The sequence below is a fragment of the Streptomyces sp. MI02-7b genome, assembly GCF_033793585.1.
GTDB lineage: Bacteria > Actinomycetota > Actinomycetes > Streptomycetales > Streptomycetaceae > Actinacidiphila.
Genome location: NZ_JARAWX010000002.1, coordinates 133749 through 159519, shown reverse-complemented (window position 1 = coordinate 159519; position 25771 = coordinate 133749). Strand labels below are relative to the sequence as shown.

Annotated in this window: 16 protein-coding genes and 1 tRNA gene; 5 read left to right on the top strand and 12 right to left on the bottom strand. The window is 74.8% G+C overall.

Annotation, left to right across the window (positions count from 1 at the left end; genetic code table 11):
* Positions 1-51 precede the first annotated feature (51 nt).
* The 3 genes from PV364_RS02950 to PV364_RS02940 form a co-directional block, all read right to left on the bottom strand.
* Positions 52-399 (bottom strand): MmcQ/YjbR family DNA-binding protein, encoded by a 348-nt coding sequence (locus tag PV364_RS02950; protein ID WP_319657994.1) that lies wholly within the window; start codon positions 397-399, stop codon positions 52-54.
* Positions 400-906: 507 nt separating this feature from the next.
* Entirely contained in the window at positions 907-1272 is a 366-nt protein-coding gene (locus PV364_RS02945) for a PH domain-containing protein (RefSeq protein WP_319657992.1), read from the bottom strand.
* Between the two features lie 196 nt (positions 1273-1468).
* Positions 1469-1542, bottom strand: a tRNA-Pro gene (locus tag PV364_RS02940).
* A 186-nt stretch (positions 1543-1728) separates the two neighbouring features.
* On the opposite strand from PV364_RS02940, the gene PV364_RS02935 reads away from it, so the two are divergent.
* Complete coding sequence (locus PV364_RS02935; protein WP_319657991.1) at positions 1729-2019, top strand: YiaA/YiaB family inner membrane protein; 291 nt, start codon at positions 1729-1731, stop codon at positions 2017-2019.
* On the opposite strand, the gene soxR is transcribed toward PV364_RS02935, so the two are convergent.
* Positions 2000-2524 (bottom strand): redox-sensitive transcriptional activator SoxR, encoded by a 525-nt coding sequence (gene soxR, locus PV364_RS02930; RefSeq protein ID WP_319657990.1) that lies wholly within the window; start codon positions 2522-2524, stop codon positions 2000-2002. The two genes, PV364_RS02935 and soxR, sit on opposite strands and share 20 nt — an antisense overlap.
* Before the next feature lie 54 nt (positions 2525-2578).
* On the opposite strand from soxR, the gene PV364_RS02925 reads away from it, so the two are divergent.
* Both PV364_RS02925 and PV364_RS02920 read left to right on the top strand, forming a co-directional pair.
* Positions 2579-3280, top strand: coding sequence for a transketolase (locus PV364_RS02925; protein ID WP_319657989.1), 702 nt, complete (start codon positions 2579-2581; stop codon positions 3278-3280).
* Between the two features lie 51 nt (positions 3281-3331).
* A complete protein-coding gene (locus PV364_RS02920) occupies positions 3332-4267 on the top strand; it encodes a transketolase (protein WP_319657987.1) in 936 nt (311 codons plus the stop codon).
* A gap of 27 nt (positions 4268-4294) precedes the next feature.
* On the opposite strand, the gene PV364_RS02915 is transcribed toward PV364_RS02920, so the two are convergent.
* The gene (locus PV364_RS02915; protein WP_319657986.1) at positions 4295-5257 is read right to left on the bottom strand and encodes an aldo/keto reductase; all 963 of its coding nucleotides are present in this window, start codon (positions 5255-5257) and stop codon (positions 4295-4297) included.
* Positions 5258-5392: 135 nt separating this feature from the next.
* Here PV364_RS02915 and PV364_RS02910 point away from each other — a divergent pair, with 135 nt between their 5' ends.
* Positions 5393-8068 (top strand): alpha/beta fold hydrolase, encoded by a 2676-nt coding sequence (locus tag PV364_RS02910; RefSeq protein WP_319657985.1) that lies wholly within the window; start codon positions 5393-5395, stop codon positions 8066-8068.
* Complete coding sequence (locus PV364_RS02905; protein ID WP_319657983.1) at positions 8065-8991, top strand: ABC transporter permease; 927 nt, start codon at positions 8065-8067, stop codon at positions 8989-8991. Before PV364_RS02910 ends, PV364_RS02905 begins: the two co-directional genes overlap by 4 nt.
* A gap of 61 nt (positions 8992-9052) precedes the next feature.
* Here PV364_RS02905 and PV364_RS02900 read toward each other — a convergent pair whose 3' ends face one another.
* The 7 genes from PV364_RS02900 to PV364_RS02870 all read right to left on the bottom strand — a co-directional run bounded on the left by PV364_RS02900 (position 9053) and on the right by PV364_RS02870 (position 25623).
* A complete protein-coding gene (locus PV364_RS02900; protein ID WP_319657982.1) occupies positions 9053-12448 on the bottom strand; it encodes a lectin in 3396 nt (1131 codons plus the stop codon).
* A 507-nt stretch (positions 12449-12955) separates the two neighbouring features.
* Positions 12956-13111, bottom strand: a complete 156-nt coding sequence (locus tag PV364_RS02895) for a hypothetical protein (RefSeq protein ID WP_319657981.1) — start codon at positions 13109-13111, stop codon at positions 12956-12958.
* Positions 13112-13321: 210 nt separating this feature from the next.
* Positions 13322-15055 carry a hypothetical protein gene (locus PV364_RS02890; protein WP_319657980.1) on the bottom strand — a complete coding sequence of 578 codons (1734 nt, stop codon included), beginning with the start codon at positions 15053-15055 and terminating at the stop codon, positions 13322-13324.
* Positions 15052-18606 carry a DUF5682 family protein gene (locus PV364_RS02885; protein ID WP_415924521.1) on the bottom strand — a complete coding sequence of 1185 codons (3555 nt, stop codon included), beginning with the start codon at positions 18604-18606 and terminating at the stop codon, positions 15052-15054. Before PV364_RS02885 ends, PV364_RS02890 begins: the two co-directional genes overlap by 4 nt.
* Positions 18603-19787 carry an ATP-binding protein gene (locus PV364_RS02880; protein ID WP_319657978.1) on the bottom strand — a complete coding sequence of 395 codons (1185 nt, stop codon included), beginning with the start codon at positions 19785-19787 and terminating at the stop codon, positions 18603-18605. Before PV364_RS02880 ends, PV364_RS02885 begins: the two co-directional genes overlap by 4 nt.
* A complete protein-coding gene (locus PV364_RS02875) occupies positions 19784-24772 on the bottom strand; it encodes a hypothetical protein (protein ID WP_319657977.1) in 4989 nt (1662 codons plus the stop codon). Before PV364_RS02875 ends, PV364_RS02880 begins: the two co-directional genes overlap by 4 nt.
* Positions 24769-25623 (bottom strand): DUF4132 domain-containing protein, encoded by an 855-nt coding sequence (locus PV364_RS02870; RefSeq protein WP_319657976.1) that lies wholly within the window; start codon positions 25621-25623, stop codon positions 24769-24771. Before PV364_RS02870 ends, PV364_RS02875 begins: the two co-directional genes overlap by 4 nt.
* Between the last annotated feature and the right edge of the window lie 148 nt (positions 25624-25771).

The window sequence follows — 25771 nt, the reverse complement described above, 5'->3', positions numbered from 1 at the left end:
CGGCGCTCCGATCGGGCTGGTGGCTCGTCATGGACGGGATCGCGGCCCGGTTCAGGACAGGGAGGGATCCCGCGACTCCAGGAGCGCGGGCGGTGCGGCCTGCCGCCAGGAGTCCACGAGGATGTCCCGCAGCTCGTCCAGATCCTCCAGCGCGGCCAGGCGCACCCGCACCCAGTGCGAACCGGCCTCGTGCGGCGGCACCCAGAACTTCTCCGGCTCCGCCGCGATCAGCTCTTCACGCTCGTGCATCGGGCAGCGCACGGCGAACGACGTCTCGTCGTCGGGGACCGTCACGAACATCTTCCCCGCGACCCGGAACGTGGGCATGCTCCAGGCCTCCTTCTCGGCCGTCTCCGGAAGTGAGAGGGCGATGCGGCGGACGTCTTGTGAGTCGGGCATGCCCCTACGGTAGACACCGCCACTGACACCGGCGCCCCGGGCACACGCGAGGCCGCTCCCCCGTCACGGGGGAACGGCCTGCTGCCTGCGGCGCCGCGGGACACCCGACCCGCGCGGCACTTGGCGCCCGCCCGGGCCGTCCCGGGCGTCAGTCGATGAGTTCCTCCACGATGTCCTCCAGAGCGTCGCCGCCGATCTCCTCGGCGAGCTCCTCCACCGCACCCTCGACGATCTCCTCGAGGATCTCCCCGACCACATCACTCATCTGCCGCACCTTCCTGGCGTGGTTACGGCCCGACCGCCGGGCCCTGTTCCGAGGGGGAGGGGAACGACTAGGGCGTGTTTCGAAAGTCCCGCCTGTCCCGCGACGCCTGGCACGGCACCTCGCTGCGTTGTCGAATCGTCCGAGTAGCCCACTACGAGGACGACTCTCCGCCTTGCGATGCACCGCACCAGACGCCGCGGGACCCGCCCTCCGGGCGGCCGGCGCTACTTTCGAAACACGCCCTAGCGCGCCGCGAACTTCGCGAGGATGCCCTGCATCTCGTAGACGTTGACGCCCCTGGTGAAGCTCTTCTCGATCGGCTCGTGGCTGCCGGAGGTCCAGATCTTGAGATCGGCGTCCAGATCGAACGGGCCGGCGGTCTCCACCGAGAAGCGCGTGATGCTCTTGTACAGAACGGAGAGGTACTCCACCTTCTTGCCGGTCACCCCCTCCTTGTCCACGAAGATCAGCCGGCGGTCGGTGAAGAGGATGCTGTCGCGGACCAGCTCGAAGGCGGCGTGCAGCTGCTCGTCCTCCCCCAGCAGTCGCGCGAACTCTTCCTGGGCCGCCGTCACATCGACCGCGTGCGCGTTTCCGAACATCGCCATAACAGACCTTCCACAGCAGCGAGTTGAGCGAAGATCAGCACCTTATCGGAGCGCCGTGGGTGGGTGTCGCGCGGGAGCCGCAGGCCCCGTCGTCCGCTCGCGGGCATCGGACGGCGGCGGATCATTCGGACGGAACCGGAATCGGCAAAAGCCGCTTCCGCTGAGCGGAAACGGCTTCTGACCTGCGAAAACACCGTCGGGACGACAGGATTTGAACCTGCGACCCCTTGACCCCCAGTCAAGTGCGCTACCAAGCTGCGCCACGTCCCGGTGCCGGATCGTCCGGGTTCTCCCCGGGCTGACCGCGCACGAGAACAATACCGCACGTCGGCCGGTGCTCGCTCACAGGTATCGCCCCGGGTCGCCGAGCGGCCCCCGGCCCGGGCGGCGGGCCCGCCGCGAAAATGAGTAGCCGTACTCATGTGGCGCGCGCCACACCGCCCCGACACTGCTGCCATGGCGAATCCGATCCGGCAGCACACGACGGCGGCCTACTCCGCGCAGGCCGCGCTCTCGTTCGCCCTCGCCCTGACGGCGATGGTGGTGGGCATCGCCTACCTGCCCGTGGGCCCGTGGGCGCGGGCCTTCCTGGCGGTGGCACTGCTCTCTGTGGTGACCTCGGCGTTCACCCTGGCCAAGGTGGTAAGGGACCGGCAGGACGAGGGCCAGGTCACCAGCCGTGTCGACCAGGCACGGCTGGACAAGCTCCTGGCCGAGCACGATCCGTTCAAGGTCGACGGGCTGTAGGCGCGGCCTCCGGCCCCGCCGGTTCGTCCCCGAGCAGGTAGCGGGCGCCGGCGCCGGACGCGGCCGCGGCGTCGTCGGGGTTGTACAGACCGCATTTGCGCAGGGACAGACAGCCGCAGCCGATGCAACTGGTGAGCCGGCGCTTGAGGCGCTCCAGCTCGGCGATCTGCTCGTCGATGCGGCGGGTCCAGGCGCGGGCGACGGTGTTCCACTCGGCCGCGTTGGGCGCCCGGTCCTCGGGCAGCCGGTCCAGGGCGGTGCGCGCCTCGTCCAGGGAGAGGCCGACGCGCTGAGCGGCGCGGACGAACGCGACACGGCGCAGGGTGGACCGCGGGTAGCGGCGCTGCCCGCCCGCCGTGCGTTCGGAGCGGATGAGGCCGATCTCCTCGTAGTAGCGCAGACAGGAGGCGGCCAGGCCGCTGCGGGCGGCGAGCTCGCCGATGGCGAGGCGGTCATGGTGCGCGGGGCGGGCCGGGGTCGGGGGCTGCGGCGCATGCGGGCTCATGTCCTCCGAGCCTACGCTTGACCTCAAGTCGCCTTGAAGTTGCACGCTCGACCCATGACCCCGACACGCACAACCCCCGCGTACGACTACCGGGACCTGCCACGCCTGATGTCGCTGATGACGGGCGACGAGAAGCACGGCCCGGCGGCCACCTCCACCCTCGACGTGCTGTGGGTGCTCTACGACCGTGTGCTGCGAGTGACCCGGGACACCGCGGACGACGAGGACCGCGACCGCTTCCTGCTGTCCAAGGGCCACGGTCCGATGGCGTACTACGCCGTGCTGACGGCCAAGGGCTTCATTCCGGAGGAGTGGCTGCCCTCCTTCGGCTCCTACGACTCACGGCTCGGCCACCACCCGGACCGGATGCTGGTGCCGGGGGTGGAGATCGGCTCCGGTTCCCTCGGGCACGGGCTGGCGCTCGCGGTGGGCAGCGCCCTCGGGCTGCGGGCCCAGGGGCTGACCCGCCCCAAGGTCTGGGCACTGGTCGGCGACGCCGAGATGGACGAGGGCAGCAACCACGAGGCGGTCGCCTTCGCCGGCGCGATCGGCCTGGAGTCCCTGCACGTGGTGGCGGTCGACAACTCCTCCGCCACGTACGGCTGGCGGGGCGGGCTCGCCTCGCGCTTCGCCGCCGAGGGCTGGTCGGCCGTGACCGTGGACGGCCGCGACCACGAAGCGCTGTACGAGGCGTTCACCGCGCCGCACCCGGGCGCTCCGCGGGCGGTCGTCGCCCGCGTCGAGTCCAAGTACTGACCGTCCTCCGCACGCCACCGAAGACGACACGGACCGAGGAGTCTCCCCACCATGGACACCATGCGCGAGCGCTTCACCGCCGTCACCACCGCCCTGCTCGACGAGGACCCGCGGCTGGCCGTGGTCCTGGCGGTCATCTCCGGCGACCGCTTCACGGACGCGGCCCGGGCCCATCCCGACCGCGTGATCGACGTCGGCATCCGCGAGCAGTTGCTCGTCGGGGCTGCGGGCGGGCTGGCCCTGACCGGGCTGCGGCCGGTCGTGCACACCTTCGGCAGCTTCCTGGTGGAGCGGCCGTTCGAGCAGGTCAAGCTGGACCTGGGGCACCAGGGCGTGGGCGCGGTGCTGGTCAGTTCCGGCGCGTCCTACGACATCGCGGCCGGCGGCCGCACCCACCAGTCGCCCGGCGACGTGGCGCTGCTCGACACCCTCCCGGGATGGACCGTCCATGTCCCCGGCCACCCCGACGAGGCCGAGGCACTGCTCCGGCACGCGGCCGGCGACGGGGACCACCGGGTGTACGTCCGGCTCAGCGAGCAGTCCAACCGCGCCGCGCTGCCGGTGTCCCCCGGGCGGTTCCGCACGGTCCGCGAGGGCCGCGCGGGGGCCGTGGTCACCGTGGGGCCGCTGCTCGACGCGACGCTGGAGGCGGTGGCCGGACTCGACGTCACGGTGCTGTACGCCTCGACCGTGCGGCCCTTCGACGCGGCCGGGCTGCGCGCCGCCGCCGGGGCGGCGGACCGCGCGGATGTCGTACTGGTCGAGCCGTACCTGGCGGGCACCTCGGCGCGGTTCGCGAACGAGGCGCTCATGGATCTGCCGCACCGCGTCCTGGCCCTCGGCACCGCGCGGGAGGAGCTGCGCCGCTACGGCACCCGGCACGACCACGCACGGGCGCACGGTCTGGACGCGGCGGGGCTGCGGCGCGGCGTCGAATCCTTCCTCGCGGGCGCGCGGGCGGGCGCCGTGACGGCCGCGGCGCGCTGAGGGTCAGGCAGGTCCCGGCCGGCGGGATCAGGTCCAGGGCAGGGCGGAGCGCTCCCGCCAGTAGACCGGGGCCGGTTCGGCGAGGGCGGTGAGGCGGGCGAGGCGTTCCGCGCTCAGGTGGACGACTGCGGCGGCGTTGGACTCCACCTGGGCGCCCGTGGCCGCACCGGACAGCACGACGTCCGCCCAGGGGCGGTGCAGGATCGCGGCGAGGGCGACGGCGTCCGGGGTGGCGCCCGCCCCGCCGGCGACCTCGGCGAGGACCGAGCCGGGCTCCGCCTGGGCCAGGCGGCCGTTGGCCATGCCCTCCTTGACGATGACCGTCAGGCCCGCGGCGTGGGCCTCGGCGAGGGCCGGTCCCGCGGAGGGTTCGAGCAGGTTGTACGTGGCCTGCACGGCCGTGAAGAGCCGTTGCCCGTCGACCGTCACCTCCATGGCCCTGCGGATGGCCTCGGCCTGCAGCGCACCGCTGGTCGAGAAGCCGACGGCGACGCCCTCGGCGGCGAGGGCGGCGAGGCGCTCGTGGAGGGCGCGGTCGGCCAGCGCCGGGCTGTCCGGGGTGACGGAGTGGATCTGGTAGAGGTCGAGCCGGTCGCCGAGCAGGGCCCGGGTCTCCACGATCTGCCGGTCGTAGGTGGCCGCGGCATGGTCCTTGACCTCGTGCACCTTCGCGTCGGAGCGCCAGTCCGCGGTGTAGGTGTAGCCCCACTTGCTGCCGACCACCACGTCGTTGACCTCGGGGCGGGCGGCGAGCCAGCCGGCGAGGAACTCCTCCGCGCGGCCGTAGGAGCGGGCCGCGTCGAAGTAGCGCATCCCGGCGGCGTACGCGGTGTCGAGCACCTCGTGGGCCCGGTCGCGCATCGCGTCGACGGTGCGGTCGGCGGGCAGGTCGGCATCCCGGTGCAGATTGATGTAGCCGGGCCTTCCGACGGCGGCGAGGCCGAGTCCGAGGCGGGGCAGGGGCGCGGTGGCGAGGCGGTCCAGAGGCACGGTCGCCACCGTACTCCCGGTGGAGTACGGCGATCCGGTGCCTGAGACGGACGTCGCGGGTGATCACCGGAATGCATAGTGGAAGGCACCGGAACTCCGCCGGCGCACGTGCCCTTCCCACCCGAGGATCACCGCATGCGATTGGCCCTGCCCAGGCCCCTGCGTACCCGGCGGCGTCTCGCCGCCGGGGTGGCCGCGCTCGCCCTGCTGGCCGGCGGCGGGGCGGTGACGCTGGCCGCGGCCGACGGCCCGGCGGCCGTCCACCGCGAGGACCGGGTGTTCTCCCTCCCGGAATCCCCCGGCAGCGCGCGGACGGTGCGCATCGACGCGTCGTACTTCACCTCCGGGGGCGGTACGCCGCGGCCCGCCGTCCTGCTCGCGCACGGCTTCGGCGGCAGCAAGGACGACGTCCGGCCGCAGGCCGAGGACCTGGCCCGGCACGGCTACGCGGTGCTGACCTGGTCGGCGCGCGGCTTCGGCCGGTCCGGCGGCCGCATCGGGCTCGACTCCCCCGACGCCGAGGTCGCCGACGTCTCGCGGCTGATCGACTGGCTGGGCAGGCGCCCCGAGGTGCTGAGCGACGGTCCCGACGACCCGCGGGTCGGTGTCACCGGCGCCTCGTACGGCGGCGCCGTCTCGCTGCTCGCCGCGGGCCACGACCGGCGGGTCGACGCCATCGCTCCCGCCATCACCTGGTGGAACCTGTCCGACGCCCTGTTCCCGGGCGGCGTGTTCAAGAAGCTGTGGGCCGGGATCTTCTTCTCCACCGGCGCGGACGGGGCGAAGTGCGGCTTCACCGCCCAACTGTGCGCGATGTACGACCGCTCGGCGGTATCGGGGCGGGAGGACGCCGCCACCCGGCAGTTGCTGGAGCGCTCCAGCCCCTCGTCGGTCGCCGCGAGCATCAAGGTGCCCACCCTGGTCGTCCAGGGCCAGAACGACTCGCTCTTCCCGCTGGACCAGGGCGACGCCATCGCCCGGGCGGTCGCGGCGAGCGGCGCGCCGGTCGCCGTCGACTGGTTCTCCGGCGGACACGACGGCGGCGACCAGGAGACCGACCGGGTCGAGGGCCGGATCACGGCCTGGTTCGACCACTACCTGAAGAAGGACGCCGGCGTCGGCACCGGCCCCGCCTTCCGCGTCACCCGGGCCGGCGGCGTGGACACCACCGACGGCCGGGCGATCAAGCGCGGCGCCGACGCGCCCGCCTATCCCGGGCTCGACGGCACGCGGACCCGCCGGGTCGCCCTCACCGGCGGCGCCCAGTCGGTGGCCAACCCGGCCGGCGGCAACCCGCCCGCCATCTCGGCGGTGCCCGGCGTCGGCGCGCTGTCGCAGCTCTCCGACCTCGGCCAGGGCCTGTCCCTGTCGCTGGACTTCCCCGGTCAGCGCGCCGCCTTCGACTCCGCGCCGCTGCGCGCCCCGCTGCGGCTGACGGGCGCCGCGAGCGTGCGGGTGGACGTACGCACCGACGCCCCCGACGGCGCGGTGCTCTTCGCGAAGCTGTACGACGTGGGGCCGGGCGGCGCCGAGTCGCTGCCGCACCAACTGGTCGCGCCCTTGCGCGCGGACGGCAAGGGCATCGTGCCGGTCAGGCTGCCCGCCGTGGACCACGAGTTCGCCGCGGGGCACCGGCTGCGGCTGGTGCTGTCCAGCACCGACCTCGGCTACTCCTCCCCGGTGCGGCCCGCGACGTACCGCGTGTCGCTGCCCGCGGGCGCCGCGCTGACCGTGCCCGTCGACCCGGCCCTGACCACGGACCAGGGCGGGCTGCCCGCCTGGGTGTGGGTACTGCCCCTCGCCGCGCTCGCGCTGGCCGCGGCGCTGCTGCTGACCGGGCGGCGGCGGGCGGGCACTGTGCGGCAGGCCCCCGATCCCGCGCTCGCCGGCGTGCCGTTGGAGATCTCCGGGCTCTCCAAGCGGTACAAGGGCGCGGCCGACCGCTACGCGGTGCGGGAGCTGTCCTTCCGCGTGGAGCGCGGCCAGGTGCTCGGGCTGCTCGGCCCCAACGGCGCGGGCAAGACCACGACGATGCGGATGATGATGGGCCTGATCCGGCCCGACGCGGGCGGCATCCGGGTCTTCGGGCAGGCGATCCGGCCCGGCGCGCCCGTCCTGTCGCGGGTCGGCGCGTTCGTGGAGGGCGCGGGCTTCCTGCCGCACCTGACCGGGCGGGCCAACCTCGAGCTGTACTGGCGGGCCACGGGCCGCCCGGCCGCCGACGCCCATGTGGAGGAGGCGCTGGAGATCGCCGGTCTCGGCGAGGCCCTGGAACGCGCCGTGCGGACCTACTCGCAGGGCATGCGGCAGCGGCTCGCCATCGCTCAGGCCATGCTGGGCCTGCCCGACCTGCTGATCCTCGACGAACCGACCAACGGCCTGGACCCGCCGCAGATCCGCGAGATGCGCGACGTCGTACGGCGCTACGCGGCCGCCGGGCGCACCGTCATCGTCTCCAGCCACCTGCTGTCGGAGGTCGAGCAGAGCTGCACGCACCTCGTGGTGATGGACAAGGGACGGCTGATCGCGGCCGGCCCGGTCGGCGAGATCTCCGGCGGCGGCGAGGTGCTGCTCGTCGGCGCCCCCAGGATGCCGGAGGGGGCCCGCGAGGCCGTCGCCGCGAAGCTCGCCGCGCTGCCGGGGATCGCGGCGGCCGAGTCCGTGGAGGACGGGCTGCTGGTGCGGCCCGGCACGACGACCGTGCCCGAGCTGCTGACCGAACTGCTGCGGCTGGACGTGCCGGTGGAGCGGGTCGGGCCGCACCGGCGCCTGGAGGACGCGTTCCTGACCCTGATCGGAGAGTCCGCATGACCGGCCCCTTGGACACTGTGGACACCGCGGACGGCGCGAGCCCGGCGGGCACCGCGATCCCGGCGGGCACAGAGGGCGCCGCGGAGGTCGCGCCGGGGTACCGCCCGGCCCGCACCCTGCCCTTCCGCGTGGAGGCGGTACGGCAGCTCCTGCGGCGGCGCACGCTGGTCGCGCTCGCCGTCGTCCTGGGCCTGCCCGTCGTCGTCTGGGCCGCGTTCGCCATCGGCGGCACGCCCAGCGGCCGGGACTCGGTGCCGACGATGATCGACGTGGCCACGGCCTCCGGGGTCAACTTCGCGCTGGCGGTGCTCTTCGTCTCGTCCGGGTTCCTGGTGACGATCCCCGTCGCGCTCTTCTTCGGGGACACCATCGCCTCCGAGGCGAGCTGGTCCTCGCTGCGCTACCTGCTGGCCGCGCCCGTGCCCCGGGCCCGTCTGCTCACCAGCAAGGTGCTGGTCTCGCTGGTCTTCAGCGCGGTCGCGGTGCTCGCCCTGCCGGCGGTCTCCTTGGGGGTCGGCACCCTCGCCTACGGCTGGCACGACATGGAACTCACCTCGGCAGGCTCGCTGCCGCCGGGCACCGCGGCCGGGCGCCTGGCGATCGCGGCACTGTACGTCTTCGCCTGCCAACTGGCCGTCGCGGGCTTCGCCTTCTGGCTGTCGACGGTCACCGACGCCCCGCTGGGGGCGGTCGGCGGGGCGGTCGGGGTCGCGATCCTGTCGAACATCCTCGACGCGATCACGGCCCTGGGCTCCCTGCGCAGCGTCCTGCCGACGCACTGGCAGTACGCGTGGTTCGACGCGCTGCAGCCCCGGCTGGAGTGGGCCGGGATGCTCAAGGGAGTGTCGGTGTCGGTCTCGTTCGCGGTGGTCTTCCTCGCCCTGGCCTACCGCGGGTTCCGGGGCAAGGACGTCGTGTCCTGAGCCGTCCGGGTGTGCGTCCGGGTGGCGGTGCCCCGCGGGGCACCGCCACCCGGACGCGGTGTCAGCTCCCGTACCCGAAGGCGAACACGTGCGCCGTGCCGTCGGCGGTCGCCGGCAGGGTGATGCTCGCGACGCGCTTGGCGGCGTCCACGGGCAGCTTCACGGCGAACACATAGGTGGCCACCTTGTCCTGCTTGCCGCTCCCGGTGTTGCGGTAGGCCGTCGTGACGGCCGTGGTGTTGCCCGGGATCGGCTTGCCCCCGCCGCCGCCCAGCGTCCAGTCGGAGAAGCCGGAGCGGATCTGCGCCGTGCTGCCGTCGGCGTAGGTGACGGTGAAGGTGCCGGTCGCGCCGGCGGACGAGGCGTTGGTCGCCGACCCCAGCAGGCCGACGGACACCGTCCCCGCGGGCGCGTTCAGCGGGACGGTCTGCCCGGAGGCCTCGATGTTGTCGGGCTGCCCGGCCGTGGTGCCGGGCCAGGTGTAGGTGATGCCGTCGGCGGTCACCGTGCTGCCGCCCTGGACGCCGGCCGCGGCCAGCGCCTCCTTCGAGTACGCCCAGCCGCCGCCGTCGAAACCGCCGTTGTACTGGCTGCCGTCGGGGTGGACACCCTCATTGGTGTAGTACGGCCACAGGGCGCCCGGTGCGGCGACGGCGACGTGCAGCACCGTGGTGCCGAGGTCACTGCCGGACGCGGTGCTCAGCGAGAAGACGATGTCGTACGTGCCCTCCCCGCTGCCGCCGGTCACCGTCACCGGGTGGGACTCCTTCGCCCCCGCCCCCAGGGTGAGCGAGCCCGAGTCGGCGTCCAGGGAGACCCCGGACGGCACCTGCGCGGTCCAGCGCACCACTTCTTCCTTGGAGCCGATGTTGGCCAGGTCGAGCGTGCCGGTGCCGCTGCCGCCGGGGGCGAGCACCAGGCCGGCGCCGGACGGGCCGGAGCCCGCCAGCACGGTCCGCTGGCCGGTGGCGTCCGACGGCGGGGCCGCGGAAGGCGCCGACGCCCACGAGGTGTTGGGGCTGGTACCGAGGGTGAAGTCGAGCGTGGCGCCCTCGCTCAGGTCGGCGAACGGCAGCCAGGCGGCGTTGTGCGCCGTGCCGTCGACCCGCAGCGACTGCACGTACGGTGCGTCCGTGGCGGCCTGCGGGGCGTTGATCTTCACCGTTCGGCCGCCGCCGAGGCGGATCTGCGCCTTGGGGAAGACCGGGCTGCCCAGCACCAGGGTGTCGGTGCCCGGCGTCTGCGGGTACATGCCCAGCTCGGACCAGACGTACCAGGAGCTCATCGCACCCAGGTCGTCGTTGCCGAACTGCCCCACGGGCGCGTTGAAGTACAGCTTCTGCTGGGCCTCGCGGACGGCGGCCTGCGTCTTCCAGGGACGGCCGAGGTAGGAGTACTCCCAGGGGATCTCCACGCTCGGCTCGTTGCTGAGGTCGGCGTTGGTGCCGCCGGGGTGGGCGATGTCCGACAGGAGGCTGTCGAGGTAGGCGTCGTAGGCGTCCGCGCCGCCGCGCGCCGCGATCAGCGCCTTCAGGTTGAACGGGATCATCGGGGTGTACTGCGCCGAGGTGCCCTCGACGAAGCCGTTGGAGGTGCCCGGCGCGAAGCCGGTGGCGAAGGCGCCGGAGGCGGTGCGGGCCTGGACGTAGCCGGTGCGCACGTTGAAGACGTTCTGCCAGTCCTGGGCGCGGGTGGCGAAGGTGCGGTGGACGCCGTTCTCGCCGAGGGACGTGGCGAGGGCGGCGATGGCGTAGTCGGCGCTGTCGTACTCGAGTTGCGTCGACACCGGGCCGTAGAAGTTGCAGCAGCCCCAGTCGCTGCCGTCGATGGGCAGGTAGCCCTTGGCGTCGCGGACCGTCTGGCCGGGGCGGTCGTTGTTGGGGTGGGTGGCCTGGTGGACGAGGGAGTCCAGTGCGCCGGGGGCGTCGAAGTCGCGGGCCCCGAAGGCGTACGCGCCGGCGATGATCCCGGCGGCCGGGTCACCGACCATGACGTAGCTCTCGCCGTTGTTCTGCGCCCACTTGGGGAACAGCCCGGTCTGGTCGAAGCCGTTGACCATGGAGGTGACGACGTCGCTGGTGACGTCCGGCGCGACGACGGCCATCAGCTGCGTCTGGGAGCGGTAGGTGTCCCAGCCGGAGTAGTTGGCGTACTGGGCGTGGCCCTTGCGGACGGTGTGCACCTCGCCGTCCATGCCGGCGTACTCGCCGTTGACGTCCGAGAAGACGTTGGGGTGCAGGAGCGAGTGGTACAGCGCGGTGTAGAACTGCACCTGCTGGTCGTGGCTCCCGCCGCCGATCCGCAGCCGGCCGAGGATCTTGTTCCACGCGTCGTGGTTGGCCTGCCGGACGCCGGCGAAGTTCCAGCCCGGGATCTCGGAGGTCAGGTTCTTCCCCGCGTTGGCGTCGCTGGTGTACGAGATCGCCACCTTGGCCTTCACGGCCTTCTGCGTGGTGGTGTCGAAGGTCAGGTACATGCCGTTGGCGCCGGTGACCGGGGGCTTCGCGCGGGTGCCCGCACTCGGGGTGGCACCACCGGTCTCCGAACCCTTCGCGGAGTCGCCGCCGGGGCCGTGGCCGGCGCGGGGTCCGGGGCGGCCCGGCACGGTGAAGTGCCGTTCCTTCTGCGGACCGCGGGTCGCCGGGGGCGCGAGCGGCTGCTCCGGGGCGCCGAGGCGCAGCGACTTCGCCTGGGGGTTGACCGAGGAGCCGACCCAGGTGCCGCTGCTGGTGAAGGGCCGGTCGAAGGTCATGCGGAAGTGCAGCGTGTAGGTGTTGTCGGCGCCGCAGAAGTGGCCGCTGCTCACCGCGCCCGACACCTCGTGGTCGTTGACCACCTGGGCGCGGGTGTTGTCGATCTGCGTGGCACCGCCGCTGAGCTTGAGCAGCAGGTGCGAGTCGGCACTGCCCGGGAAGGTGAAGGTGGCGAGCCCGGCGCGGGTGGTGCTGGTCAGCTCCGTGGTGATGCCCGCGTCGTCGGTCAGCCGGTAGTAGCCGGCCTCCGCCCGCTCGTTGGCGTGGCTGAAGCCGGTCGAGGTGGCGCTCAGGTCGCCGGTGAGGGACCCGGCGACGGGGAGTACGGGCACGTCACCGGCGGCGGGGCAGCCGGGGCCCGAGATGTGCGTGAGGCTGTAGCCCGAGATCTTCTTGTCGTCGTACTCGTAACCGCCGCCGGAGGGGCGGTCCGGGGTCGTGTCCGGCCCCCACTGGAGCATGCCGAAGGGCATGTCGGGACCGGGGAAGGTGTCCACGGCACCCGATGTTCCGATGATCGGATTGACCAACGACGCCGGGTCGTCGACCCAGGGGACGTCAGCGGCGGGTGCCGCGGCGGAGGCCGCCTGCAGCGGTCCGGCCGCGAGGCTCAGGACGGCGACCGCCGCCAGCGGAACGCGCAGGCGCCGTACGCGCGGGAGATGGGGCCTGAGGATCAGCAGGTCGCGCCAGGGTCTTGCCATCACGTGCCTCCACAACCGGGTCGTCTTCACGGATGACTGAGGGTGCGCCGCACTCGCTCGACGCACGACAACGTTGTCCGGCTCCTGACAACGTTGCCAGCGGGCTTGAGTGAAACGCCTCAGCTGAATACCTGTCAACACAGGGCCCTCGATGCACACGTGAACCACACGCCCGGGCGAACGGATCGCGCCAAACGGGGCCGCGCGCGCCCGGGGCGGCTCCACGCGCGGATCCGGGGCTGGTACCGGGGCTGGTACCGGGGCGGACCGTGCGGCCGGCGGGGCTCCGCCGGCCGTCGCAGGAGGGCGCCGGAAACGCGCCCGCGCACGGCCCGTTCCGGCGGCGGGACGTGGATCCTTGGCCCGACGCGGCCCGAAGTCGGGTGGAAACAGGCCCCGTTGGCGACCGCACTCGCCCCGCTCAGGCATGACGGGGAAGACGGCCGGAACTCAAGGGGCCGCTCCGGGCGCGACGCGACCCCCCGGCTTGTCGGACGATCGCAAGGATCAGCTGCCGGCGGGCCCCTGGCGCGGATCGCGGTCGGCGTCCGGCACGAAGAGGCTCAGCCGGTAGACGGTCGGATGGACCAGGCGGCCGCACAACGTGTCCATCCGCACCGCCGTCCAGTCGATCCGCGTGCCGGACGATCGCAGACGGCGCATGTGCGCACGCCACTCCGACGCGTCATGGGTCTCGAAGAGCACTTCCCAGTGGCCCGTCTCCGGCGCGAACCGTGCGGCGGCCCGCTCCCTCTCGTCGCGCCGCTGACGTCTCCTCCTGCGCTGCCCCGGCATCGGCCCAGCATTCCCGGCCTCCACCCACGGGGCAAGGCCATGGCCCGGCGCGAGGCCGGAGCGGGGTGGATCACCGGCTCACTCAGGAACGTCGGTGCCCCAGGCGGCCGCACAGAGCGCGCGGTCGACCTCGGCGGTGTAGGTGGCGGCGGCGAGCCAGGCGTGGGCGAAGTGGACGGGGTCGGTGGGGAGGAGGCGGCCGAAGGCGTCGCGGTCGCGGGTGGCCGCTCGGGCGTGGAGGTCGGCGAGAAGGTCGGCCGCGGTGGCGAGCCCGGCGCGGCGCAGGCGGTGGGTGTCGGCGGGGACGGTGGAGGGGAGGGCGACCACGCGGCGGCCGCCGGACACCGCCTGCTGGACGCGGCGGTGCAGCAGGTGCAGGGGCGCGTCGTCGGAGGCGGCGAGAGGGGCGGCGGCGCCCGCGGGCAGCCCGGACGGGGGCAGGTCGGCACGTTGAAGGCGGTCGAGGCCGGCGTCGAGTCGTGTCTCCGGGTCCGTGGGATGGCTCAGGGCGAGCAGCCGGGCGCGAGCATGCGGTGCCGGGTCGAGACGGACGACGACGCGCAGGCGGAGGCCGGGGGCGGCGGCAAGGAGCCGCAGATTGTCCCGGTACGGCAGGGCGGGGTGGTCGTGGGCGGCGGTGAGCCGGATCGTCAGGCCGTCGCAGTCGGCGAGCAGGCAGTCCCCGCCGGACTCGCGCACGGTACCGGTGAGGGTGACGTCGAGGAAGAGCAGGCCGTCGCCCGTGGCCAGGGCGCGGGCGGCCTGGTCGGCGACGGGTACGGACCACAGGCGGTCCAGCGGTTCGCCGGTCCAGGACGCGCCGGAGGCCCGTACCGCACGCACCCCGGCGCCCGCGCCGAGACGGCCGGTGGGCGAGACCGTGGCGCCGGACACGGCGAGTCCCGCGCGGGACAACTCGCGGTGCGTCAGGGCGGTGTCGCCGATGCGGACGCTGCGGTCGGCGGCGCCGGTGGCCCTTCCCGGTCCGCCGGGGAGGACGTCGGAGACGGTGTGGAGCCGGCCGTCTGCGTCGGCCGTCCATGTGACGGCGCCCGCGTGGCCGCTCGCGGTGAGCACGGGTTCGGAGAACAGGCCGTACACCCGCAAGGAGCCGTCCGGGCTGTAGGGCTGCCGTGCGGTGCCGCGCACGGCGGCCAGTTCGGGGCCCGCGGCGTGAGGCACGCGGTGCGCGGGGCCGAGCAGTTCGCGCAGTGCCTCGACCAGGTCGGCCAGGCGGTGGGCCGGGTCGCCGGAGCGGGCGGCACGCAGCCGCGTGACGACGGAGACGGCGGCCGAGGCGATCCGGGGCAGGCCGGCGATCCGGGCCGTGTGCGCCGCCCGCAGCAACTCCGCCTGGGGCACGGCGCCGGCGCCGTCGACGCCCGCCTCGAGGACGGCGGCGGCCGCGCCGCGCACGGCGCCGGCGGCGGCGCACTGCTGCGGGGTGGCGGTCTCCGCCGCCTCGGGCGGTGCGGCGACCCCGTCCGGCTCGGCGCCCACCGGCTCCGTGTCACCGGCGTCGGGTTCTGCGACCGGCGCGGCGGAGGCGGCGGAGGCCCGGTGCAGACAGTCCGGGGCGAGCAGGCACCCGCAGCGGATGGCCCCGGTGCTCGTCACCGTGCCGCCGGGGGCGTGCAGTTCGAGGTCGGTGTCGTCGTCGATCGCGACGCGCACGGTGTCGCCGTCTCGGACGACCGGGCGGCCGGCCAGCTTGGCGGCGGCCGCGTCGAGGCGTTTGCGCAGCCGGGGCGAGAGTGCCGTGACGAGTGCGGCGGTGACGGCGGGCGCGACCGGGGGCAGGTTCGGGTTCATGTGATCTTCTCCCCCACCCAGCGGGCGAGTTCGAGGGGGCTGAGGGCGGCCACGGGCATGCCCGCGGCGACGAGCTGTCCGGCGACACCGGTGGAGTAGCGGGGGCGTCCCGTGTCGTCGAGGCTCGCGCAGCCCAGCACGTGACAGCCGGCGCCGACGAGCGCCCGGACCTCGGCGAGCAGTCCGCCGACCGGGTAGCCCTCCTCGAAGTCGCTGACGACCACGACGAGCGTGCGCGACGGCACGGTCACCAACTCGCGCGCGTGGCGCAGTCCGGCCGCGATGTGGGTGCCGCCGCCGACGCTGACCTCCAGCAGCAGGGACAACGGGTCCGTGACGTGGTCGGTGAGGTCGATCACCTCGGTGGAGAAGGCCAGGAAGTGCGTCGACAGGGTCCGCACCCCGGCGAGCACGGACGCGGTCAGCGCCGCCCAGATCGTCGACGCCTCCATGGACCCGGAGACGTCCGTGACGAGGATCAGCCGCCAGTCCGCGGCGCGTCTGGCCCGGGTATGGAACACCGGGCGCTCGGGGACGACCTGGACCGTGCCGTCGGGGGCGCGGCGGGCGGTCGCGAGGTTCGCCCGCAGGGTGCGCGGCAGGTCGAGACCGCCGCACGGCCGCCGGCTGGGACGGGGGACGACGGCGCCGTGCAGCGCGGGGCGCAGGCGCGTGGCGAGCTGCCGCGTCAGGGCTTCGACGAGGCGGCGGACGAGGGGCCGGAGGGCCGCCAGCCGTGCCTCGGGCAGCCCTCCGGCGTGCGCGAGCACGGTGCGCAGCAGCTCCACCGAGGGGCGCACGCTGTCCGGGTCGAGTTCCGTGAGGGCGTCCTTGCGGCCCGACGCGGCCGCCGCGGCGAGTACTTCCTCACGGATGCCCGGCCCGAACAGCACGGCCAGTTCCTCCGACCATTCGCGCACCCCGGGGTAGGCCGCCTCCCGGCCGCCGCCGTTGCCGGGCGCCATGTCGCCGCGGCTCCCTTCGCCACGGCCCCGGCCGTACAGCTCGTCCAGGGCGGTGGCCAGGGCCGCCGCGCCGCGCGGTAGCCGCTCCGCCCGGCGGCCGAGCACGAGCCGCCAGCGGTCCGCGGCGCCGATGGTGCGTCCCGAGGGGTCGTCCGTCGTACGGGGTGCGCAATCACGCGCACCCGGCACCGCGTCGCGCGCCGCCCGCTCCGGCGCCGGCTCGTCACGCGGAGGGAGCAGGCCCAGGCGTTGCAAAGTGGCGCGGGCGGTGAGGTTGGCGCGGGTCCACGCGGCGAGGGCCAGGGGGTCCGCTCCCGCGGTGTCGGCGATGCCGCTGGTGTCGAGGCGTTCCTCGACCGCCGTCAGGAGCCGGTCGCGGGCGGCGGGGCTGAGGGTGTCGAAGCCGCCACGGAGGGCGGGGAGCCGGTCGAGGAAGGCGCGGTCGGGGAGGTCGGCGACCCGGTCAAGCAGCGGTTCGAGCGCCGGGGCGGCGGCTTCCAGGAGCGGGCCGGCCGCGGTGAGCAGGCCGGTGAGGCGGGCGCTGAGGGCGGCGCGCGAGGGCGGGTCGGTCGCCCCGTCGAGCCAGGAGGCGACCCGGGCGCCGAGGTCGTGCGCGGGCTCGTGGCCCAGGAGCACCCGGACGGCACCGGCGGCGCCGCGCATCAGGGGCGATCCTCCGGCCGCGAGGCGCGCCAGCGCGTCGGCGAGCCGGATACCGCCGAACCGGTCGGCGCGATGGGCGAGTTCGAGCAGTGCGTGGGCGTCGGCGGGATCCTCGGAACCGGTGAGACCGTCGGCCTGGCGCACCGCGGCCGCCGTCAGCAGGCCGGCGACGGCTTCCGCGCGGGCCGTGCGGTCCTCGTCGGGACCGAGGCCGGCGACGTGCCCGGCGCGCACGCGGTCCAGCAGCCCCAGGCCGCCGAGGAGTTCGGGCAGGGTGCCGGTGCCGGGGAGGACGTCCGCCGCCTCGGCCAGCCGTTCGTCGGCGAGTACGGGCAGCCCGCACTCGGCGGCCTCCGCGAGCCCGCGCAGCGTCTGGGCCGCGGTGGGGCCGCCCTCCTCCGTCTCCGAGCGGCGGCGCTCGCGGAGCACGCCCTCGGCGGCCTGCGCCGCGGTGACCCCGCGGGTGCCGGCGGCCGTGAGCATCGCGGCGGTCGCCGGTGTCCAGCGCACCTGCCAGCGGGTGGTGAGGGCGTCGGCTCCTCCGACGCCGCTGACGTCCCTCGGCTCGGCGTACGGCACACCGCACACCGCCAGTCGTCGCAGCAGCAGTTCGCGCCGGCGGTCGAGGTCGGAGCGGAGTGGGTCGAGCCGCAGGTCCCGGGCGTCGGTGGCCGCCGTCGCGGGCTCCGGTCCCGGCAGTCCGAGCGCGGCGGCCTCGGCCTCCACCGCGGGGGCGAGTCCGCTGCGCGGGGCGCCGGGGGCGGGCCGCCCGCTCCGGCTGCCCACGAGGACGCGCTCCATGGCCCGCGCGACCGCTCGTCCCCGCCCGTACGGTTCGCCCTGCGCGAGCACGGTCTGCACGGCCTCGACGAGTTCGCCCCGCCCGGCGGCCGGCAGTCCGCGCAGCCGTGCGAGGTCGCCGGCGAGCCGGCCGATCTCCCGGGCGTCGGCGGGACCCGACGGGTGGCCCAGTGCCCGCAGTTCGGCACAGACCCGGACCGCCGTGCGGATCAGCGCGTTCTCGAGGGCGTCGGGGTCGCCGGCCGTGTCGAGGACGAGGTGCTGCCATTCCGGGTCGCGGATGCCCGCGGGATAGCCGGAGCGCTCGTCCAGCAGCGCATAGGTGTACGGGATGAGGGAGGTCGTCCAGGGGCGGTCGTCCTCGCGCGCCGCGGTCCCGGAGTCCTCGCCGGTCGCGGACGCGCTCCCGGTGGTCGCAGCCGGCAGCAGCGCCGGGGCGTGGAAGGCGCCGACGACGACGGCCGCGCGGGCCCCGCCGGACGTGGCCTCCGCGAGGCGGGACCGCATCCACGCCTCGCGCCGCAGGTCGAGTGCGGGGACACCGCCGGAGGCCGCCGCGTCCTCGCGCAGGGCCCATCCGGTCAGCAGAGCGGCACGGCGCAGCGCCTCGGGCGGTGAACCGGGGGCGGTGGCCTCCACGAGGCGGTCCCACAGGTCGTCCCCGGGGCGGCCGGTGACGCGGTCGCGCAGGGCCGCGTGGAGTCCGGGCCCGGACTCCCCCGCCGTTCCCGGCGCTTCCCGGCCGGCGGCCCACGCGCGATCGGCGAGCGGCAGGTCGCAGGCCACGGCAGGGACGCCGTGCCGGGCCGCCCAGCGCACGGCGGCCAGCTCGGGCGAGAAGTCGGCGAAGGGGTAGAAGGCCGGCCCGCCGCCCGCTCCGTCGCCGGGGGCGGCGGCGAGGGCGACGGGTGCCCGGGTCTCCTCGTGGGCGAGCCAGGGCAGCCATTCCTGCATCTCGCCCGGGAGTTCGACGAGCAGGACGTCCGGCTTCGCGTCGTCCAGCAGGGCGGGCACGGCGGCCGCGAGCGACGGCGCGTGGTGGCGCACGCCGACGAGGTACGGCGCCGCCGTGTCCGTGAACGCCGCGAGGGCGGCGTCGGGGGTCCGGGACACGGCCGTCATCCCTCCAGCACGGTGCGCAGTTCCCACAGGGTGCGCCAGGTCGGGGAGCCCTGCTCGGCGCGGCGCCGGACGGGACCGTCCCAGTAACCGAGCAGCCGTGCCGCGTCGGCCGGGTCGTCCTTGCGCACCACGCCGAGCAGATGCCCGGGCAGCAGGCCGAGCACGTCGCGGTCGCCGGGGAAGTACGCGGCGGCCAGGGCGAGCGCGCCCGCCACCGACACGGCCTCGGCGGTGCTCATCACCGTGGAGGGGCGCTCCACCTCCCACCCCTCGGCGGAGCGGCCCTCGCGCAGGTCGCGGAAAGCGGTGACCAGGGCCTCCAGGACGGCGTCGTCGACCTGGTAGGGCGCCCCGGCGCGTTCGACGGCGGCGCGGGACTGGCTGCGCACGAGCGCGGTCTCGGCGTCCAGGTCGCCGATGGGGCCGACGGTCTCGAAGTTGAAGCGGCGCTTGAGGGCGGCGGACATCTCGGAGACGCCCTTGTCGCGCAGGTTGGCGGTGGCGATGAGGGTGAAACCGGGTGCCGCGTGCGCCAAGGCGTCTTCGCCGCCGGCGAGTTCGGGGATCGCGATGCGCCGCTCGGAGAGCAGGGAGACCAGGGAGTCCTGCACCTCGGGAAGACAGCGGGTGACCTCCTCGACGCGGGCGACGGCGCCGCGCGACATGGCCGTGAGGACCGGCGAGGGGACGAGCGCCTGCCGGCTGGGTCCCTGGGCGAGCAGCAGGGCGTAGTTCCAGCCGTACTTGAGCTGGTCCTCCGTCGTGCCGGCGGTGCCCTGGACGACCAGGCCGCTGGTGCCGCAGACGGCGGCGGACAGCAGCTCGGAGAGCATCGACTTCGCGGTACCGGGCTCGCCGACGAGCAGCAGCCCGCGCTCCCCCGCGAGCGTCACGACGCACCGCTCCACCAGGGCGCGGTCGCCGACGAACTTTCCCTCGACCACGAGCCGGCGCGGGACGTCGCCGGGCACCACGGCGTCCTCCGGCAGCTTCAGCGGCTGTCCACCGCTGCCCATGACGAAGGTGACGACGGCACGCGGGGTGAGCCGCCAGGAGGGCGGGCGGGGTCCGGTGTCGTGGGCGGCGAGGAAGGCCAGCTCGGTGGCGTACCGGTCCTCGGGCGGAGTGACCTGCCGCCGCGCGGGCGCGGTGGTGTCGGCGGGGGGTGCGGTGGTGGTCATCGGCGGCGGCCCTTCCGGGTGGCGCGGGTGGTGAGTTCTTCGAATGCGGGGGCGTCGCCGTCGCGGACACGGTCCCAGGCGGCGGTGAACAGTTCGGATACCGGGAGCAGGGGGACGGTCCTGACGTGGTCGCGGACGGGGTAGAGGCGTTCCTTCCAGGTCTCCACCGGCAGGGCGGGTGCCTTGAGGTCGCGCCAGCCGCAGGGCAGGAAGAGAGTGCGCCCGGCCCGCGGACGGCGGGCCTCGACGACGAGGCCGCTCGCGGCGAGTTCGGTGCGGGCCTTCTTGATGCGCGCGGGCTTCCAGCCTGTCCAGCGGGCGCAGTTGCGGTCCGTGGGGTCCGGCAGGGCGAGCAGTTGCAGGTAGAGCGCGGCCGCGTCCTCACCGAGGCCGTGGGCGGCGGCGACCTCGGCGACGAGATCGGGCACGCTGAAGGTGGGGTCCTGGGCATGGCCGGCCGGGGAATCGGGGCCGGTGCCCGCGGCGAGCGCGCGCTCCAGTCCGTCACCGAGAACGGCCCGCAGGCCGTGCAGGGCGCCGCCGCGGTGCGGACCCACCAGTCCCTCGACGAGGCCGAAGACGGCGTCGTCGGGCCCGGTCAGCCCGGCCGGGCGGACGAGCACGGTCTCGGTGTCGCCGTACCAGGGGCGCAGCACCAGGGCCTCGCCGACGTGCGTCAGGCCATGGGCGTCGGCGCCGCCGGTCGCGGGCAGTCCGTAGGCCTTGCGGAGCTGAACGGCGGTGGGGCCGCCCTTCGCCGTCCACTCGATGTCGGCGTCGACGAGCAGTCCGGGATCGGCGAGCCGGCGGCGCAGCGCGGCCAGGCCGCCGGGCAGCGCGGCGCGCAGCCGATGCCCGTAGGGCAGGCCGTAGGCGAGCTGTGCCAGCGCGGCGACGGAGCGTGGGATGTCCTGCCGTCCGGGCAGCGCGTGGGGGTCCTGGGGAACGAGGTCGCCGTCCTTGTCGGGCCGCTGCACGGTGGTGCGGCTGAGCCAGGGGGTCCGGGCGGGATTGAGGACCGCCTCGGCGGCCCCGGCCGGAACGCCGGCGAGTTCACCGGCGACCTCCTCCGGCAGGCGGACGAAGTCGCCGAGCCGTTCGGCCCAGACGCGGCCTGCCGCCGCGATGTCGGGCCCGGTGGTCCACAGTTCAGCCGGTTCCTCCGGCAGAAGGGCGCCGGCAAGGGCCGTCTGGCCGTCCTGGCCCAGCGAGGCCAGCAGTCCCTCGCCGAACTCCCTCTGACGCGGCTTCAGCCCGACGGCCGCCAGTGCCGAGGTGTCCGGGTCCTGGGGCATGCCGGCGAGCAGCAGCGCCGCCTGTACGGGGCCGAGGCCGCCGCCCGTCGCCGCGACGAGCTCCCCCGGGCCGCCCTCCCGCCAGGGCGTCGCACCCTTGTCCCGCAGAAGCCGGATCACTTCGTCCAGTCGCGCCGCCGGGAGGTCGGGGGTGCGGTCGCTCTCCCCCTCCGCGGTGAAGTGGGCGACGGCGCCGAAGGCTCCGGAGGGGTCGTGGTCGAGGGCGGCCCAATGGACCTGCTCACGCTGTCCGTCGACGTTCTTGCAGGCGAGGATCACCACGGTGCGGTCACCGCGGCGCAGGACCTGCCCCACTCGCTGCTGCGTCTCGTGCTTCTCCCCGAGGACGACCTCGCGGAGCCCGCCCCCGGGCGCCGCCAGTCGTCCCGCGGCGATCGCCTCGAAGAGCAGGCACAGCGCCTCGCGCTCCTTCGCCGGGACGGCGGGCGACGCCGCGCGGAAGGCCAGCGCGCGCAGCGCACCGAGGACGGACGGCCAGGTCAGTCCCATGCCGGTGACGGTGCACTCGTCGCTGTGCCATCCGCCGCCGAGGGCGCCGATCCTGTCCCGGCCGGGGAGCGGCTTGCCCTCGGCGGGGCGACCGGACAGCACGTGGTTGACGGAGCGGATCTGCCGGAGCGTGGCCCACTGTGTGTCGCGCGACCACCACGAGTACCCGTCGTCGACGATGCCGGCGACGGCGCCGCGCAGGGTGTGGTCGTCGCCGTGCTCGGGGCTGTGGTCGGCGAACATGCCCTCGGTACGGCTGCGTGACTGCGCCGTCCGCCCCGTCGGGGGTGCGACGAAGCCGTTCACGCCCTCCACGTGGCGGAGGACGCCCTGCACCAGCGCGCTCACTCCCTCGATCAGCCGCTTCTCGGCGAGCCCGGGAAGGGCCCGCGCCACGCAGGCGCGTGCCACGGCGGTGGCGGAGGGGCCGGTGTACTCCTTGGTGCGGGCCACCTCCGCGCTGCGTTCGGCGAGGGCGCTCGCCGTGGTCTTCAGCACGTCGGCGGCCTGCGCGTCGGTGAAGGCGCGCAGCACGGCCGAGCCCTTCTCGTCTCGCGGGCGCAGGGCGTGCCAGAAGGGGAGCGGCGGGACGAGCCGGGTGCCGGCGGCGAACTCCCCACCGTTCCCGCACACCGAGAAGGTGGCGAGTTCGTCGGCACCGGTCGTGTCGCCGGCCACGTGGAGCGACACCGCCTGGCCGGTGTGCGCCACGACCGGCTCGGCGCCACCGGGAAGGCGCAGCGCGCCGAGCGGGACGGCCCGGGAACGGCTCGCCGCCTTCAGGAGGGGGAAACCGACGATGCGGCCGTCGGGCGTGCCGGCGGTGCAGCGCGCCTCGCTTCCCTCGCCCTCGACGCGGACCCAGCGCCCCAGGACCGTGCCGTCGGTGCCGAAGGGTGACGTCTCCAGGCCGGGTTGAAGCGGCAGGACCTCGCAGTCGTCCTGCTGGAGCCGGGCGCCCTCGCGGATGCCGGAGCGCAGGAAGGCGGGCAGCGAGGCGCGGCCGTGGGTGCCCGTGACCGGGTCGTACTCCATCCAGACCTGCTCGCGGCCCTGCTTGCCCTGGCGCCAGAAGGAGGTGCCGTCGCCGAGGACCGGGTGGCTCGGCGGCACCACCGTGTCACCGGCGTGCAGGGTGCGGCCGCCGGTGGCGCGGCCGCCGCCGGGGAGGGGGATCGAGGGCGCGCCGACCTGCGCGTGCCACCACGTCGGAAGGGGCTCGCCGCCGAGGGTGAAGATGTCGGCGGGCCGGGCTGACCAGTAGCCGCGCTGTTTGTCGCCCTCCCGCCACATCACGAGGAGTTCGCCGTCGGTGTAGCGGAACTCGGGCCGGTGCCAGCGGTCGAGTTCGACGGGGATACGCAGGTCGTGTTCGAGGAGCACCTTGTCGGGGCCGACGACCACGACCTTGTGCTTGCGCGAGAGGACGAGGGCGGGCCAGGCCTCGGCGATCCCGAGCGCGTGCTCCCCGGGAGCCGCGGCGACAGCGGCGTCGAGGAGTTCGATGGCCTCCTCGAGCGCCGGCCAGCCCAGTTCGTCGAGGATGCCCTCACGCAGGGTGCGGCCGAGCAGCGGAGCGAGGTCGTGGCCGGCGACGCGGGCGACGGCGCCGGGGTTGACGCGTGCCGCGACGGACCGGAAGGACCGCATGCGGCTGAGGGCGGCGCGCGAGGCGGGCAGGCCGCGGGCGCCGGTGAACCGTTCGGCCGCCTCGTCCAGCCAGGCGTGCAGGACGGTGCTGAGCACCGGGTGCGCGGCCAGGGCCTCCAGCGCCGCCGTCTGCGTGCGCTGGTCGCCGAGTTGGCCGATCGCGTGGTGCAGCAGGCGCCGCAGGCGGGGGTCGGCGCCGCAGGCCACGAGGTCGCGCCGTCCGGTACCGCGGTCGAGCAGCCACGGCGCGAGCGGCAGGTGGACGTTCCCGGGGGCCTCGGGGACGGTGAGTGGAACGCCCTCCGCCGCGCACAGGTCGAGCAGGTCGAGTTCGGCGCCGACGCGCCAGCGGGCCGCGAAGAGGTCGACGGGACGTCCGTCGGCGCGCAGCCGGGGAGCCATCCGGGCGACCAGGGCGAGGGTGGACGCGGAGCGTTCGGAGCTGGGTGAGCCGTGCTTGCGGTGCGTGGCCCAGCGGGTCAGCCAGTCCGCCGCGTCGACGGCCGCAGCGGTCTCGCCGGCCTCCCCGGTCAGCAGCGTGTCGGCGCCGGTCTCGGCGAGCAGCGCGAGCCAGAACTCGTCGTGCTCCGGGTCGCGGCCCAGGCCGGTCGGCATGATCTCCAGCAGCCGTGCCCGTACCGCCGGTTGCCGCTCGGCGAGCACGACCAGGGTGGGCCGGTAGGCGGTCCAGAAGGAGCCGGGCGCGCGCACGACGGCGGGCGAGGCCAGCAGGTCGGCGACGAGGGCGCATTCCTCGGTGACCCGGTTCAGCCCGGCGGCCTTGATCAGCGCGCGGGCGTCCTGCGGCAGCGAGGCGTACGGCGGCATCCCGGCCGCGCAGCGCTCCACGGCGAGTTGGCGGAACTGCCGCCAGGCCTCGGACGGGTCGAGGCGCAGCGCGAGGTCCTTGACGTGCTCCTTGAGCGCCTTGACGGTGAGGGCGCCCGCGAACGCGAACTCCAGGAACACGGCGCGCTGGCGGTCCTCGTCGACGGTGAGGCCGTGGACGCGCTCGGCGGCACGGGCCTTGCCGAAGAAGGCGGCGGCGTAGGTGGTGTTCTCGTGCTGGAGGAAGACCCGGGCGGCCTGCTCGTGGAAGGTGGGCAGGAAGTGCGGCACCGCGCGGCCGAGACGTTCGGCCAGGGCCTCGAAGCCGTCCCTGGCGGCTCCGGCCCGGGACTTGGCGATTCGCGCGAGCCGTTCGATGTCCTTGACCAGGGCGAGCGCGTGGTGGCCGTTGGCCGGGTCGTTGACCAGGGCCCAGGCGGGGAAGCCGAGGGTCTCCCGGCGCACCTGTCCGACCTCGGGTGTCTCGGGCTCGCGGATCAGGCCGAGGAAGTCCAGCGCCAGGTCCTCCGCCTCCCCGAGGGTGCCCGGGACGAGCCGGACGACACGGCGGCCGTCGAGCACGGGGTGGGTGTAGCCGCGCACGGTGAGGGTGTCGGCCTCCTCGCCCGCGATGGTGCCCAGGGGCAGGACGGCTCCGGCGTCCAGCAGCGCGGTGACGCTGTTCCGGTCGTGGGTGCTCATGCCGCCTGCTCCTCGTCCTCGATGTCGCGGCCCGCGTAGAGGGTGGCCGCCATGCGCATGCCTTCCGACCAGGCGACGGGGCCGACCTGACCGAGCCCCAGGGCGCGTCCCGCGCTGTCGGTCCAGGACAGGGGGCCGGTCTCGGTCTCGCTCCAGCCGTCGTAGTCGCCGATCCAGATGCGGGCCTCGACGGACCGGCCGTCCTCGAGGACGGGACAGACGGCGTGCCCTCCGCGTACCCGGTAGCCGAGCGAGGTGGCGCGGCCGTGCAGGAAGCGCAGCTCCTTGAACGTGCCCCCCGCGTAGTCCTCGACCACGGTGCCCTCGGGGTCCAGGTCCGCCGGGCGGTGCCAGACCTCGCGGAAGAGCTGCTGCGCCCGCTGCTCCACGCCCAGTTCGACCGCGAACTCGCGCAGGTCCTCGAGGTCGTCCAAGAGCACCGGGTGCGGGATGCGCACGAGTTCGGGGGCGATGCGCACGGTGTCTCCGTCCAGGTCCACCAGCCCGAGCCCGCGCTCGGTCCCGGCGTCGCGCAGGAAGCCGGCGACCTGCCCGTCGGCACCGGTGACGACGACGTCCCGCAGGGCGGCCTGCCAGGCCGGGTCGGGCCACACCGCCGCGACGACGGCGATCGGCACCGGCAGTGAGCGCACCATCCACCGCTCCACGTCGGCCAGGCACTGCCGTTCGTGGCGGTCCAGCCATTCGGTGAGCTGGCGCAGCCCCACCACCGCGGGGTCGTCGGCCAGTTTGCCCGGAACGGACTTCAGCCGCCGGCCGGCCGCGTTGCGGCAGACGACCTTTCCGTCGTCGAGGGAGACCTCGTAGTCGCCCGCCGTCACCCACCCCATCGTGTGCCTCCCTGCACCGGGTTGATCAAGTGACCGGAACTGTAGGCGCGGGTACTGACAACGCCGCCGCGAGCCTGTGGAGACCTGAGGAAAGGGGCCGCGGGCGTACGCCTCACCCGCCTCGTTGTCGGCGGGGACTCCTAGACTC